A 14,547-nucleotide genomic window follows, 5' to 3' on the forward strand; every position below is an offset into this window, starting at 1 on the left:
CGACGACCCGATGGGTCCGCGCGCTCAGCGCTCGCGCAGGAAACGCGCCATCGAGACGTCGTGACCGGGCGACGCGGGGCTGAGCTCTGCCGCGATGTCGACGAATCCGCGCATCACCGCGATCTCGCGCGGACTGCGGTTGAGCGTGTCGCGCAGGTCCGGATTGGCGCCGGCGCGCAGCAGCCACTGCACCACGCGCGACAGACCGTGCAACGCCGCCAGGTGCAACGGACCGAAGCCACGCGGGTCCTGCGCGTCCAGACGGGCGTCGTGGTCCAGCAGCAGCTCCAGGCCCGAGACCAGCACGTCCTCGTCGGCCGGGCTGCCGGGTTCGGCGCGTGCGCCCACCAGCAGCAGCAGCGGCGTGGCGCCGGCCGCGGCCGTGTCGATGTCGGCCTCGCCTCCGGACAGCAGCAAGGTGTCGAGCAGCGCCACCAGGCGCGAACGCTCGCGCGCACTGAAACCGAACATCGCCGCGCAATGCAGCGGCGTGCGGCCCTGCGCGTCGCAGGCGTGGACGTCGGCACCGGCCGCGATCAGGCGGGCGGCAACTTCCGGCAGGCCTAGCGCGCAGGCCACCATCAGCGCGGTCAGTTCGCCAGGCAGGCGTTGCTCGATCGGCGCACCGGCCGCGAGCAGGCGGTCGACGATCTCGACGTGGCGCATGCTGACCGCCGCCGAGAGCGGCGTGGCGCCGGAGTTCGCCGCCAGCTGCGGGTCGGCACCGCGGGCGAGCAGCAGATCGACCACCGCGCGGTGACCACCACCGGCCGCGCGCAGCAGCGCCGTGCAGCCCTGGGAGTCGGCGGCGTCGACCGAGAGCCCGAGGCCGAGCAGGCGGCGTACGCCGTCGGCATCGCCCACGATCGCCGCGGCCGGCACGTCGCTTGCGCGCAGTGGGCGCAAGGGCAGCATCCAGCCACGCCAGTCGAGCCAGTCGGCCAGGTCACGACGCCCCGATGCCAGCGCCACGCCCAGCGGCGTCTGGCCGTCGGCGGCCAGCAGGTCCGGTGACGCGCCGTGTGCGACCAGGCGCTTGAGCATGGCGTCGCGACCCAGCGCCGCGGCCAGATGCAGCGCGCTCATGCCGTGGCCGTCGCGCGCGTCCAGATCCACGCCGATCGCCAGCAGGCGTTCGAGCAGGCGCGGCCAGTCCAGTCGCACCGTCAGCGCGACCGGCGGATCGCCCGCACGCGACACGCCGAACGGATCGGCACCGCGCTCGAGCAGGTCCAGAGCGAAGGCTTCGAGCTTGCGCGAAGGCAGGCCGCTGTCGAGGCAGGCCGCCAGGAACCGCGCCAGGCCACCGTTGCCGGCCGGCGATACGCCACGCTCCAGCAGCGCCTGCGCCGGCGTGATCGCCGCCCGTGCCAGCCATGCCAGCAGCGGCGTGTCGCCGTCGTCGAGGCGCACGTTGGGGTCGGCGCCTTGCATGAGCAGCCAGTGCAGCTGCAACGCGGAAGGCTCGGATTCGTCATCGAACAGTTGCGCGCCCAGCTCGGCCGGGCTCAGCAACGGCAGCAGCGACTGCAGCGAGCGCTCGCGCCCGTCGCGCAGCGATTCGCGCAGCAGTTCGACCGGCGCGCGATCGGGCAACGGCTCGTCGCCGCCGTTGTCGCGCACGCTTGCGGGAAGGTTGTAGTCGAGGTCGAGGGCGGCCACCAGCGCCCAGCGGCCGGCCTCGGCGGCGCGGTCGATCGGACGCTTTCCGTCGGCATCGCGCTGTTCGGTATCGATGCCCAGCTCGATCAGGCGGCCGATCATCGCCGGCGGCACGTTGTCGGCGGCGACCGCCAGTGCAAGCGCGTTGCGCCCTTGGTCGTCGACCGCGGCCGCTTCGGCGATGCCACCGCGCGGCAGGTGCGCGAGCAGGCGATCGAGCACGGCCAGGTGACCGCCACGCGCGGCCTCCAGCAGCGGGTTGCGGCCCTGGTTGTCGTGGCCGCTGGCATCGGCGCCCGCGGCCAGCAGCATCGCGACGATGCTCTCGTGCCCGGCCAGCGCGGCTTCGTGCAGGGCAGTTCGGCCACTGGCATCGCGTGCGTCGACCTTGCCGCGCAGCTTCAGCAGCAGCTGCACGCCGGCCGGGTCGTCGTCCTCGCCGGAGGCAGCGGCCAGCAGCGCGGGCCGTCCGCCGATCGGCTCAGGACGCGCGCCGCGTTCGAGCAGGAACCGCGCCAGCCGCCAGTTGCCGGCGATGCAGGCCACGCCGAGCGGCGACTGGCCATCGTCGTTGATCGCGTCGATCTCGGCGGCAGCGTCGCGCAGCAACGCCGCCACGCCCGGGTCGGAGCTGCGCGCGGCGTGGTGCAGTGCGGTGTTGCCGTCGCTGTCGACCGAACGCGGATCCGCGCCGTTGGCGAGCAGGGTCATCACCGCATCGGGGCGACCGTGCCAGCTGTCGCGGCAGGCGGCCAACAGCGGCGTGATGCCGGCATGGCCCTGGTTGAGGTCGACACCGGCGGAGATCAATGCGCGCAGCAGGCGCAGGTCGGGCAGCACCGCGGCCAGCACGGCGAGGCTGCGCTGGTCGCGATCGTCGGCCGGCGGCGCGGCGTGCGCGTCCGCGCCGGCGGCCAGCAGCTCGAGCGCGCGTTCGACCCGACCGGTGCGCGCGGCGGCATAGAGTTCGGGTGTGAGCGATTCGCGCGGGGGCAGCGGCGACGTGCGCACCGATTCCGGGGCCGGCGCGCGCGGCTCGACCGCCGACGCCTGGACCACGGCGCCCGGGGCAGGCGCGCCGCCAATGCCGTCACCCAACAGCGGCGCGAGACCGGCTTGCGGGTCGATTGCCATCGGATCGATTGCAACGGGCGGGAACGCATTGGGCGGGAGCACACCGGACGAAAGCTCGCCGGCCACCACCGCTTGCGCAGTCACGTCATCGGTGGCGGCGTCATTCGCGGCGGTATCGGTCGCGGCAACGGCGGGCTCGGTGCTGGCCAACTCGGTGCTGCGCGCCTGCGCATCGGCCGCCACCGCAGAGGCCGGCCCGGCGGAACCGTACGCACCGTCCCGTGGCGCGACGAGATCGGAGGCCACGTCGGCGGGCCCGATGTCGGCAGGCCCGGCATCGGCGGACTCCTCGACGGCGCGCGTCTCGTCCGAGGTGGCGTGCACCGCGGAAGCGTCATCCTCGAAGATCAGCTCGTCCGCCGGCGCAACGCGCTGCACGGCCCAGTGCAACAGCGGCGAGGCGACCACCAGCAGCGCCGCGACCGGGATGCGCACACCGCCACCAAGCAGGCCCGGCCAGGCCAGCGCGACCACCGCGATCACCGGCACGGCAACCGCGACCGCCACTGCCAGGCCACGCCAGGCGCTGGTGTCCAGCTCGGCCAGCGCCTGCCAATGCGTGCGCAGGTCGCCGCCATCGCGCTCAAGGCCGCGCCACAGTGGCCACAACCGCCACAACACCAGCAGTGCGGCACCGGTGACGGTACTGAGGGCCAGCGCGGCCAGCAGGGAGCCGCTGCGCAGCAAGGCCGACAGCGGCCAGGCCGCGGCGACGGCAAAACCCGCTGTCGCCGCGCTCCATGCCAACAGCAGGGACGGCGCGTCGTGGCGCAGCCGAGCCTTGAAGGCCGACGGCGCATCCGCGCGTCGCCAGCCGGCAAACGCCAGGGCGAACAGCGGCTGCGCGAGCACGCCGCCGATCGCGGCTGCGGCGCCGCCGAACCCGCCCAGCGCGGCCAGCAGCAGACCGGCCGCGAACGCGGCGATCAGTGGCCAGCGGGTGGCACGCGGATCAGGCATCGGTGCCCCAGTCCTCGGTCATCGGGTCGAGCGGCAGTTCGCTGGCCATCTGAAGATAGAAGCCACGCGCAGCCAGCTGCGCCATCACGTCGGCGGCGGTGCCACGCGCGAGTCGTCGTTCCGGAGTCAACGCCAGTTCGAGCACGAACTGCAGACGACCCAGGCGCTCCAGCACCGGCGCGGGAATACGCGTGAAGTCATCGCGCTTGGCGAGGAACAGGTAGGTGTCGTCCTTGCGGAGGCTTTTATAAACGTAGGTCTGCATCTTTGGGGCGGGGGCGGCCCGGAGACGTTCTAGGCGGCGAAGCGTGGCGCACAGCATACCTGCCCGTCCCGGCCCCGCGAACACAGGTGTTCAGGCCCGGGCACGACCGACGGTGCTAGCCACCGGGCCGGCGGCCCGGACCGGTGGCGCTGGCACCGATCAGTGGTAGCCGGCGTCGGCGGCGACCTTGCCCTTGAACACGCTGTACGACCACCACGTGTAGCCCAGGATCGCCGGCAGCAGCACCACCAGCCCCGCCAGCACGAAGCCTTGCGAGGACGGCGGCGAGGCGGCGTCCCAGATGCTCAGCCCCGGCGGCACGATGTTCGGCCAGATGCCCAGCACCAGCCCGGCGAAGCCCAGCGCGAAGAAGCACAGCGTCAACAGGAACGGCGCCGCATCACGGTCGTGCTGCATCGCGGCGCGCCACAGCGCAAAGGCGTTGGCCAGCGCCAGCAGCGGCACGGGCGCCAGCCACCAGAAATTTCCGTCCTCGAACCAGCGCGCCATGATCCGCGAGTCCAGGAACGGCAGCCACGCGCTGACCAAGCCCATGAACGCGACCACCACCAGCACCAGCGGCCGCGTCAACGTGCGCGCGATCGCCTGCAGCGGGCCCTCGGTCTTCAGCACCAGCCAGGTGCTGCCCAGCAGCGCGTAGCCGAACACCACCGCCACCCCGGTCAGCATCGAGAACGGGCTGAACCAGCCGAACGCGCCGCCGAGGTACTTGCCGCCCTGCAGCGGCATGCCTTCGACCAGTGCCCCCAGGATCACGCCCTGGGCAAACGCGGCGAACATCGAACCCAGCGCGAACGCCGCGCCCCACGCCGGCTTGGCGCGGGTGGCCTTGAAGCGGAACTCGAACGCGACCCCACGGAACACCAGCGCGATCAGCATCATCAGCACCGGCAGGTACAGCGCCGACAGCACCACCGCGTATGCCTTCGGGAACGCCGCCAGCAGCCCCGCGCCGCCCAGCACCAACCAGGTTTCGTTGCCGTCCCAGATGGGCGCGGCGGTGTTCATCATGTGATCGAGCTGCGCTTCGTCCTCGGCGAACGGCGCGAGGATGCCCAGGCCCAGCACGAAGCCATCGAGCAACACGTACATCAGCACGCCAAAGCCGATCACGCCGAACCAGATCACGGGCAGCACGGTTTCCAGGCTCATGGGCGGGTCTCCGTCGCGTCGATGGCGTTGTCGACCAGCGACAACGGCCGTGCCGGGGTCTTGTCGCCGTGCTCGGTGTCGGGCGCCGGCTCGTGCGGCTGCGGGCCCTTGCGCACCAGCTTGACCAGGTACCAGAGCCCGGCGCCGAACACGGTGAAGTAGACCGCGGCGAACACGAACAACGAGAACGCCACGCTGCCGGGCGCCAGCGTCGGCGTCACCGCATCGGCTGTGCGCAGCAGGCCGTACACCACGTACGGCTGGCGCCCGATCTCGACCACGTACCAGCCGGCGAGGATCGCCGCGAAGCCCGACAGCGTCAGCACGCGCCAGCCCTGCAGCACCCAGCGCGCCAAGGCGCTGCCCGGTCCCGTTGCGCCCGGTGCGAACAACCCACCGCGGCGCCACGCCCACAGCGATGCCAGCACCAGCAGCAGCATGGCCGTGCCCAGCCCGACCATCACCCGGAACGCGAAGAACACCGGCTTCACCGGCGGTCGCTCGCTGGCCGGCACCGCCTTCAGCGGCTGGATCTCGCCATCGAGCGTGTGCGTCAGGATCACGCTGCCCAGCCGGGGAATCGCGATCTCGTAGTCGTTGCGTTCTTCCTTCTCGTTGGGCCAGGCAAACACGACCAGCGGTACGCCGTGGCCCTCGCCTTCCGATTCCCAGTGCGCCTCCATCGCCGCCAGCTTGACCGGCTGGTACTTGCCCACGTTGAGCCCGTGCAGGTCGCCGACAAACACCTGCAGCGGCACCGTGATCGCCGCGAACACCACGGCGGCCTTGAGCATCCGCCGCGCCGCCTCGACGTGCACACCGCGCCGAAGGTAACCGGCGCTGACGCCACCGATCACGAAACACGTGGTGATGAACGCCGCCAGCACCATGTGCGACAGCCGGTACGGGAACGACGGGTTGAACACGATCGCCCACCAGCTGGCCGGCTCGAACACGCCGTCGGCGGTCAGCGTGTAGCCCGCCGGCGTCTGCATCCAGCTGTTGGCCGAGATGATCCAGAACGTCGAGATCAGCGTGCCCAGCGCCACCATGCACGTGGCAAAGAAATGCAGCTTCGGCGGCACGCGCTTCCAACCGAACAGCATCACGCCCAGGAAGGTCGCCTCGAGGAAGAACGCAGTCAGCACCTCGTAGCTCAGCAGCGGGCCGAGGATATTGCCGGCTTTCTCGCTGAGCACGGCCCAGTTGGTGCCGAACTGGAAGCTCATGACGATGCCCGAGACCACGCCCATGCCGAACGACACGGCGAAGATCTTCAGCCAGAAGAAGTACAGGTCGCGCCACAGGCCGTCGCGCGTGCGCAGCCAGCGCCATTCGAGGAACGCCAACCAGCTCGCCAGGCCAATCGTGAAGGCCGGGAACAGGATGTGGGCGGAAATCACGAAACCGAACTGGATCCGCGAAAGCATCAATGCATCCACGCCGCTATCTCCGCGGCGCGCGGGATGTCGCCGCGCCGGGCATTGTGCGCCGCAGCGTAGGCGAGGAACAGCATCAGTTGCCCTCCCCAATCTGCGCATCAGTGCCAGGAACGCCGCCACTGGGGCCTTTCAGCCAAGGTGACGGCATGACCGATGGCCCGATTGCGCACAGCGGCGGGCTGCTACGCTGCGGCCGGTTTCCCTAACGCCCGGCCCCTCGATGCGCCTGTCCCCGGTCTCGCTTGCTGTCTCGCTCCTGTTGCTCGCCGCCTCCGCGCACGCCCAGGACCCCGCTCCCCGGACCGCCACCGCAGGCCCGCTGGCGATCAGCCTGGAACAGGCGATGGCCGACCCGGACTGGATCGGCTCGCCGGTCGAACAGGCCTGGTGGTCGTGGGACGGACAGCGTGCGCAGTACCTGCTCAAGCGCGAGGGCGCGACGGTCCGCGACACCTGGCAGCAGGCGGTCGCCGGCGGCACGGCCGCGCGACTGGACGGCTCGGCGCGCTCCGACCTAGACGCGGCCAATCCCGCCTACGACGCGCAGCGCACGCGCATGGCGTTCGTGCGCAACGGCGATGTGTTCGTTCGCGATCTGCGCAGCGGCGCGCTGACCCAGGTCACGCGCAGCAACGACACCGAGGCGCTGCCGCAGTGGAGTCGCGACGGCAACCTCGTGTTCCGGGTCGACAACCTCTGGTACCAGTGGCGCGCCGGACAGAGCGTGAGCCAGGCCGCGGTGGTCAAGGCCGAGAAGGACCCGGCGGCCGCACCCAAGCCCGACGACCTGCGCGACCGGCAGCTGGCGATGATCCGCACGCTCAAGGACGACAAGGCGCGCCGCGAGGCCGCCCGTGACCAGGACGCCGCCTGGCGCGACGCCGATCCCAGCCGCGCGCCGGTACCGGCCTACCTGGGCGAAGACGTCGAGATCGTCGACAGCGCCCTGTCGCCCGACGCGCGCTGGCTGCTCGTGGTCACCCAGGAGAAGGACGGTGACGGCGGGCAGGACGGCAAGATGCCCAAGTACGTGACCGAATCGGGTTACGAGGAGTTCGAGGAAGTCCGCACCCGCGTGGGCCGCAACGCGCCGTTGCCGCACACGCTGTGGCTGGTCGACGCGTCCGCCGGAACCGCGCGCAAGGTCGGCTTCGGTACGTTGCCGGGGATCGCCGAGGATCCGCTGGCGGCGATGCGCAAGGCGGCCAAGGCCGACCCGTTGCAGGGCGATCGCGCCGTGCGCATCGAAACCGACGGCGACGGCACGGGCCCGGCCATCCACTGGAGCGATGACGGCCGCGAGGTCGCGGTGATGCTGCGCGCGGTGGACAACAAGGACCGCTGGATCGCCACGCTCGACCTGGCCGGCGCGCGCCTGCAACCGCGCCACCGCCTCACCGATCCGGCGTGGATCAACTGGAACTTCAACGACTTCGGCTGGACGACCGCGGACGGCGGCAACGCGCTGTGGTTCCTGTCCGAGCACAGCGGCTACTCGCACCTTTACCTGAGCCAGTCCGGCGCCGCGCCGCGCGCGCTGACCTCGGGCCGCTGGGAGGCGTCGACGCCGCAGCTTGGCGCGGATGGCCGCACGTTCTACTTCACCTGCAACCGCGCCCGCCCCGGCGACTACGAGGTCTGCGCGGTCGACCGCGACGGCGGCGAGGTGCGCGAGGTCACACGGCTCGATGGCGTCGAGGACTTCAGCCTGTCGCCCGATGGCAGCGCGCTGCTGGTGCGGCATTCGCGCAGCTACCTGCCGCCGCAGCTGTCGGTGGTGGCATCCAGCGGCGGCGACGCGCGCCAGCTCACCGACACGCGCACCGACGCGTTCAAGGCGCGCGAGTGGATCCAGCCCGAGACCGTGCAGGTGCCCAGCCGCCACGGCGCGGGCACGGTCTGGGGCAAGTTCTACGGCCCCAAGGTGCACGAACCGGGCCGCAAGTACCCGATCGTGATGTTCGTGCACGGCGCCGGCTACCTGCAGAACGTCAGCGAGCGCTACCCGAACTACTTCCGCGAGCAGATGTTCCACAACCTGCTGGTCCAGGAAGGCTACGTGGTGCTCGACCTCGACTACCGCGCATCGGAAGGCTACGGCCGCGACTGGCGCACCGACATCTATCGCCAGATGGGGCACCCGGAACTCGAGGACTACCTCGACGGCCTCGACTGGCTGGTCGAGAGCCACCAGGGCGACCGCGACCGCGCCGGCATCTACGGCGGCAGCTACGGCGGCTTCATGACGTTCATGGCGTTGTTCCGCAAGCCCGGCGTGTTCAAGGCCGGCGCCGCATTGCGCCCGGTCACCGACTGGTCGCAATACAACCACGAGTACACCGCCAACATCCTCAACACGCCGCTGCTGGACCCGCAGGCGTACGCGAAATCGTCGCCGATCGAGTACGCCAGCGGCCTGCAGGATCACCTGCTGATTGCCCACGGCATGATCGACGACAACGTGTTCTACAAGGACTCGGTGATGCTCGCCCAGAAGCTGATCGAGCTGCGCAAGGACAAGTGGGAACTCGCCAGCTACCCGCTTGAACGCCACGGCTTCACCCACCCCGACAGCTGGTACGACGAGTACCGGCGCATCCACGAGTTGTTCGAAAAGACGTTGAAGTGAGTCCGGCCGGCGCCGGGCCGGCTGAACGCGCCATCGCAACGATGAGGAACGCGCTCGACACCGTGCTCGTCCGCCTGCCCTCGCACGACGGTGGCAACGCGCCAGCCGGCCGCGGAAAGCGGCATCTGCGGTGCGCGCCACTACAATGCGCGCCATGACCGATACCGCCAGCCTTCCCGCGGCCGACAGCTTCGAGCGCGTCCGCGACTACCTCACCGGTCTGCAGGACCGCATCTGCGCAGCGATCGAAACCGCCGACGGCGGTGCGCGGTTCGTCGAGGATGCGTGGACACGCGAAGAAGGCGGCGGTGGCCGCACGCGCATCCTGCGCGGCGGCAACGTGTTCGAGCAGGCCGGCATCGGCTTCTCTGACGTTTCCGGCACGCGGCTGCCACCGTCGGCAAGCGCCGCGCGCCCGGAACTGGCCGGCGCCTCGTGGCGTGCGGTCGGCGTGTCGCTGGTGTTTCACCCGCACAACCCCTACCTGCCGACCACCCACGCCAACGTGCGCCACTTTCGCGCGGTGCGCGATGGCCAGACCGTCGCCTGGTGGTTCGGTGGCGGCTTCGACCTGACCCCGTTCTACCCGTTCGACGAGGACGTGCTGCATTGGCACCGCACCGCCCGCGCGCTGTGCGAGCCGTTCGGCGGCAGCGATCGCTACGACGCGCACAAGCGTTGGTGCGACGAGTACTTCCTGCTGAAGCACCGCAACGAGACGCGCGGCGTTGGCGGGCTGTTCTTCGATGACCTGCACGGGGACTTCGAACGCGACTTCGCCTACCAGCGCGCGGTCGGCGACGGCTTCCTGGATGCCTACCTGCCGCTGGTCGATCGTCGCCGCGGCCTGCCGTACGGCGAGCGCGAACGCGCGTTCCAGCTCTATCGGCGCGGTCGCTACGTGGAGTTCAACCTGGTGTTCGACCGCGGCACGCTGTTCGGCCTGCAGTCGGGCGGCCGCACCGAATCGATCCTGATGAGCCTGCCGCCGCTGGTGCGCTGGGAGTACGGGTTTACGCCGGAGCCCGGCAGCGCCGAAGCGCGGCTGGCCGACTACCTTCGCCCGCGCGACTGGCTGTCCGAACTGGCCTGAGCGTCGCGCTGGGCTCACCGCGGGGCGCAGCGCCCACGATGCGCGGGCAGTCAGGGTGCCTCGTCGTCGTCGCGCAGCTCGATGCTGATCCGCCCGTTGGTTTCCAGCAACGCCAATCGGACGCGGGCAAGATCGCCGCAACCGGATTCACGCATCGCCTCGTCGAAATCGGCGCGACTGACCAGCTCGCGCCGCAGGACCTGCTGGAACACGTGGCCATCGCGCGCCAGCACCACCGGCTCGCCCTCGATCAGGCGGCGAGCCGCGGGCTTGCGCGCCGACAGCCAGGCCACCGCATAGTTCAGCGAAAGCAGGCACAACGACAGCACCAGCGCCGTGGTCAGCGAGTTGTCCCCACCGTTGAGGCCGTTCTGAACCGCGTTGCCGATCAGGATCAACAGCACCAGGTCGAAGGGCGTCATCTGCCCGACCGCGCGCTTGCCCGACATGCGCAGCAACAGCATCACGCCCAGGTACACCGCCATCGGGCGCAGCACCAGCTCCCACCACGGCAGGCTCGGTTCCCATATCGAGGACGGTTCCATCCAGCGTCTCCCATCCACCACGACGGCGGCAGTCCGCCGATCGCAGCAAGACAGGCGTGAGTGCGATGCAAACGCGCGCTGTCGATTGCCGGTGCGACGTTGTGCCGACGCAATCCATCGCAGCAACGCGCGGCAAAGCGCAGGCGAATTCCCGGCAAACCGCAGGCAATAAAAAGCCCCGCTGGCAGGGGGGGCCGGCGGGGCTGGTGGAGCGGGGCCTGGGGAGGGGCCGTCGCTCCGGGATCACTCCAGGGGAGGGAGAGATCAGCGACAGACGTTGCATCTGTCGCGGCCTATATGACCACCATATCCATGGATAGTTCGTGAAGATGAGAGTTAAGAAAATGTTGGGTTCAGGAGCGATTCACTCCGACATCTTCGGCAAACACGCGTTCATCTTCCGTGTTTAGTGCGCTTCTTCCCAATTGTCGCCGACGCCACTGTCGACCACCAGAGGCACCCGCAGGTCGGCGGCAGCGACCATTCGTCGCCCGGCTTCCTCGAGCAGGGTTGGCACGAAATCCGCATCAGCCTCGAACACCAGTTCGTCGTGCACCTGCAGCACCATCAGCGCCTGACCGCCTTGCCCGGCCAGCCAGGCGTCGATGGCGATCATCGCCCGCTTGATGATGTCGGCGGCGGTGCCCTGCATCGGCGCGTTGATCGCGGCGCGCTCGGCGCCGGCGCGCAGCCCCTGATTGCGTGCGGCGATGTTCTCCAGGTACAGCCGGCGACCGAACACGGTCTCGACGTAGCCCTTCTCGCGCGCGTCCTGCCGGGTGCGCTCCATGAACTCGCGCACGCCCGGGTACCGGCTGAAGTACAGCGCGATGTAGTCCTGCGCCTCGCCACGGCCGATGCCCAGTTGCTTGGCCAGGCCGAAGGCACTCATGCCGTACATCAGGCCGAAATTGATCGCCTTGGCGGCGCGGCGCTCGTTGGGGTCCACCTGGTCGATGGACTTTCCGAACACCTCGGCCGCCGTCGCGCGGTGGACGTCGGCGCCGGATGCGAACGCACGCAGCAACGCGGGGTCCTCGGACAGGTGCGCCATGATCCGCAGCTCGATCTGCGAGTAGTCGCAGGCGACGATCTTTCGGCCCGCCGGTGCGACGAACGCGGTGCGGATGCGTCGGCCATCGTCGGTGCGGATCGGGATGTTCTGCAGGTTCGGATCGCTGGATGCCAGGCGACCGGTCGCCGCGCCCGCCTGGTGGTAGCTGGTGTGCACGCGCCCGGTGTCGGGGTTGACCATCTCCGGCAGCTTGTCGGTGTAGGTGCTGCGCAACTTGGCCAGGCCGCGGTAGTCGAGGATGACGCGCGGCAGTTCGTGCTGGTCGGCAATCGCCTCCAGCGCCTCTTCGTTGGTCGACGGCGCCCCGCCCGGCGTCTTCACCAGTGCCGGGAGCTTGAGCTCGTCGAACAGCAGCTGGCCCAGTTGCTTGGGCGAATCGAGGTTGAACGTGCGGCCGGCCAGCTCGGTGGCCTTCTGCTGGGCGGCAAGCATGCGCCGGCCCAGGTCCGCCGACTGCCGGCGCAGCTCGGCGCCATCGATCAGCACGCCGTTGGCCTCGATGCGCGCCAGCACCGGCACCAGCGGCATCTCGATGTCGCGGTACACGGGCCCCAGCGAGGGCTCGCCGGCCAGCCGCGCCGACAGCACGCGGTGCAGGCGCAGGGTGATGTCCGCGTCCTCGGCCGCGTAGCGGGTGGCGTCGTCCAATGCGACCTGTGAAAACAGGATCTGCTTGGCGCCCTTGCCGGCAACGTCGCTGAACTTGATGGTGTCGTAGCCCAGGTACCGCTTGGCCAGCGAATCCATGTCGTGGCGGCTGGCGGTGGCGTTGAACACGAAGCTCTCCAGCATCGTGTCGTCGGCGTAGGCGTTGACCTCGATGCCGTGGCGACGCAGCACGTGCAGGTCGTACTTGCCGTGCTGGCCAAGCTTGCGCTTGCCCGGGTCGGCAAACACGCCGCGCAGCGCATCGAGCACATGTTCGCGCGGCAGCTGCGTCGGCGCCCCCGGATAATCGTGGCCCACCGGGATGTAGCACGCCTTGCCGGGCTCGGTTGCGAAGCTCAGGCCAACCAGGTTGGCGCGCATCGCGTCGAGCGAGTCGGTCTCGGTATCGAACGCGAACTCGTCGCAGGCCTGCAGGCGTGCGCACCAGGCGTCGAGCTGTTCGTCGGTGACCACCATGTCGTACTCGCCGGGCGCCGACAGCGCCGCGTCGGGCACGTCCTCCGCCGGCGCGACCGAGCGCGCGTAGCCGGCAGCGGTGTTGCGCACGCCACCACCGTCGGCGGTGGCGGCCGTGCCACCCAGCTCGCGCAGCGCCTGCTTGAAGCCGTAGCGCGCGTACAGGCCGCTCAGCGCATCGACCTGCTGCTGGCGAAGCAGCAGCTGGTCGGGCGCCTGCTCCAGCGCGACGTCGGTGCGGATGGTTGCCAGTTCGCGGTTCAACGGCAGGCGCACCAGGGCGGCGCGCAGGTTCTCGCCGATTTTCCCCTTGATCGCATCGGCGTTGGCAATCACCGCGTCCAGCGTGCCGAATTCGGCCAGCCATTTGGCCGCGGTCTTGGGTCCGCACTTGTCGACCCCGGGGATGTTGTCGACGCTGTCGCCCATCAGCGACAGGTAGTCGATGATCTGGTCGGCGCGTACGCCGAACTTGGCCATCACCGACGCATCGGAGTCCAGTCGACTGCCGCTCATCGTGTTGACCAGCGCGATGCCGGGGCCGCCTTCCTGCTGCCTGACCAACTGGGCGAAGTCCTTGTCGCCGGTCGAGATGGTGACGTCGATTCCGGCCGCCACGGCCTGCACCGCCAGCGTTCCGATCACGTCGTCGGCTTCGACGCCGGGCACGCGCAGGATGTCGATGCCAAGCGCATGCACGATGTCGCACATCGGCTGTACCTGCGAGCGCAGGTCGTCGGGCATCGGCGGTCGATTCGCCTTGTACTGCTCGTCGAGGTCGTCGCGGAACGTCCTGCCGGGCGCGTCGACCACGAAGGCGGCGTAGTCGGGCTGTTCCTTGAGCGTGGCGCGCAGCATGTTGACCACGCCGAACAGGGCGCCGGTCGGTTCGCCGGCGTCGTTGCTCAGTGGCGGCAACGCATGGAATGCGCGGTACAGGTAGCTGGAACCGTCGATCAGCACGAGTCTTTTCATGAGCGCAATTCTACGTGGTGCACCCTGCGCGGTGCGGGCGACTTGCGGCCACGTCCCGCGCCCGTGCGCCATGTGGCATCCGGGCGCAACGGTCAGCCGGCTGCGCAAAAGCTTCACGGCAGCGCGCTATCCTGAAACCCCATGCCCAGGAGCACGGCCATGCGTACCGCCGCATCCATCGCGCCGCTGGTGTTGCTGCTGGCCCTCGCCAACGGCTGCGCCAGCATGCGCGGCAACGACGACCCCACCGCCAACCTGCAGGGCGCGGAGGTCACCACCCGCAACATCGACAACGGCGACGTGATCGAGGAGTACCGGATCGTCGGCCAGCTGCGCGTGGTCAAGGTGATCCAGCGGGTCGGACCCACTTATTATCTGATCGACCACGACGGCGACGGCCGTCTCGACAGCCGCCAGGGCGATGCTCCCATCGCGCCGGTGTACTTCAAGTTGTTTGAATGGTGACGGC

General features: G+C 69.9%; 9 protein-coding genes. 3 read left to right on the forward strand and 6 right to left on the reverse strand.

What is annotated here, in order from left to right:
- Positions 1-24: 24 nt before the first annotated feature.
- The 4 genes from EER27_RS14490 to EER27_RS14505 all read right to left on the reverse strand — a co-directional run bounded on the left by EER27_RS14490 (position 25) and on the right by EER27_RS14505 (position 6,636).
- The gene (locus EER27_RS14490) at positions 25-3,756 is read right to left on the reverse strand and encodes an ankyrin repeat domain-containing protein (protein ID WP_123088852.1); all 3,732 of its coding nucleotides are present in this window, start codon (positions 3,754-3,756) and stop codon (positions 25-27) included.
- The gene (locus EER27_RS14495; protein ID WP_123088853.1) at positions 3,749-4,021 is read right to left on the reverse strand and encodes a YcgL domain-containing protein; all 273 of its coding nucleotides are present in this window, start codon (positions 4,019-4,021) and stop codon (positions 3,749-3,751) included. Before EER27_RS14495 ends, EER27_RS14490 begins: the two co-directional genes overlap by 8 nt.
- A 159-nt stretch (positions 4,022-4,180) precedes the next feature.
- Positions 4,181-5,194, reverse strand: coding sequence for a cytochrome d ubiquinol oxidase subunit II (gene cydB / locus EER27_RS14500; RefSeq protein WP_123088854.1), 1,014 nt, complete (start codon positions 5,192-5,194; stop codon positions 4,181-4,183).
- Positions 5,191-6,636, reverse strand: a complete 1,446-nt coding sequence (locus EER27_RS14505; protein WP_123088855.1) for a cytochrome ubiquinol oxidase subunit I — start codon at positions 6,634-6,636, stop codon at positions 5,191-5,193. The genes cydB and EER27_RS14505 overlap by 4 nt, the downstream gene beginning before the upstream one ends.
- 220 nt (positions 6,637-6,856) lie before the next feature.
- Here EER27_RS14505 and EER27_RS14510 point away from each other — a divergent pair, with 220 nt between their 5' ends.
- Positions 6,857-9,265, forward strand: coding sequence for a S9 family peptidase (locus tag EER27_RS14510; protein WP_123088856.1), 2,409 nt, complete (start codon positions 6,857-6,859; stop codon positions 9,263-9,265).
- A 154-nt stretch (positions 9,266-9,419) separates the two neighbouring features.
- Positions 9,420-10,358, forward strand: a complete 939-nt coding sequence (gene hemF / locus EER27_RS14515; RefSeq protein WP_123088857.1) for an oxygen-dependent coproporphyrinogen oxidase — start codon at positions 9,420-9,422, stop codon at positions 10,356-10,358.
- A 50-nt stretch (positions 10,359-10,408) separates the two neighbouring features.
- Here hemF and EER27_RS14520 read toward each other — a convergent pair whose 3' ends face one another.
- The gene (locus EER27_RS14520; protein ID WP_123088858.1) at positions 10,409-10,903 is read right to left on the reverse strand and encodes a DUF421 domain-containing protein; all 495 of its coding nucleotides are present in this window, start codon (positions 10,901-10,903) and stop codon (positions 10,409-10,411) included.
- Positions 10,904-11,309: 406 nt separating this feature from the next.
- Positions 11,310-14,078, reverse strand: a complete 2,769-nt coding sequence (gene polA, locus EER27_RS14525; protein WP_123088859.1) for a DNA polymerase I — start codon at positions 14,076-14,078, stop codon at positions 11,310-11,312.
- Positions 14,079-14,237: 159 nt separating this feature from the next.
- Here polA and EER27_RS14530 point away from each other — a divergent pair, with 159 nt between their 5' ends.
- Positions 14,238-14,543, forward strand: coding sequence for a DUF2782 domain-containing protein (locus EER27_RS14530; protein ID WP_123088860.1), 306 nt, complete (start codon positions 14,238-14,240; stop codon positions 14,541-14,543).
- Positions 14,544-14,547: the final 4 nt, after the last annotated feature.

The organism is Montanilutibacter psychrotolerans (assembly GCF_003719825.1).
GTDB classification, from domain to species: domain Bacteria; phylum Pseudomonadota; class Gammaproteobacteria; order Xanthomonadales; family Xanthomonadaceae; genus Montanilutibacter; species Montanilutibacter psychrotolerans.

What these genes read in the sequence shown, in the direction of transcription:
- EER27_RS14495 (WP_123088853.1), bottom strand. Translation starts at nt 4,021, where the DNA reads ATGCAGACCTACGTTTATAAAAGCCTCCGCAAGGACGACACCTACCTG.
- EER27_RS14520 (WP_123088858.1), bottom strand. Translation starts at nt 10,903, where the DNA reads ATGGAACCGTCCTCGATATGGGAACCGAGCCTGCCGTGGTGGGAGCTG.
- polA (WP_123088859.1), bottom strand. Translation starts at nt 14,078, where the DNA reads ATGAAAAGACTCGTGCTGATCGACGGTTCCAGCTACCTGTACCGCGCA.
- EER27_RS14490 (WP_123088852.1), bottom strand. Translation starts at nt 3,756, where the DNA reads ATGCCTGATCCGCGTGCCACCCGCTGGCCACTGATCGCCGCGTTCGCG.
- hemF (WP_123088857.1), top strand. Translation starts at nt 9,420, where the DNA reads ATGACCGATACCGCCAGCCTTCCCGCGGCCGACAGCTTCGAGCGCGTC.
- EER27_RS14510 (WP_123088856.1), top strand. Translation starts at nt 6,857, where the DNA reads ATGCGCCTGTCCCCGGTCTCGCTTGCTGTCTCGCTCCTGTTGCTCGCC.
- EER27_RS14530 (WP_123088860.1), top strand. Translation starts at nt 14,238, where the DNA reads ATGCGTACCGCCGCATCCATCGCGCCGCTGGTGTTGCTGCTGGCCCTC.
- cydB (WP_123088854.1), bottom strand. Translation starts at nt 5,194, where the DNA reads ATGAGCCTGGAAACCGTGCTGCCCGTGATCTGGTTCGGCGTGATCGGC.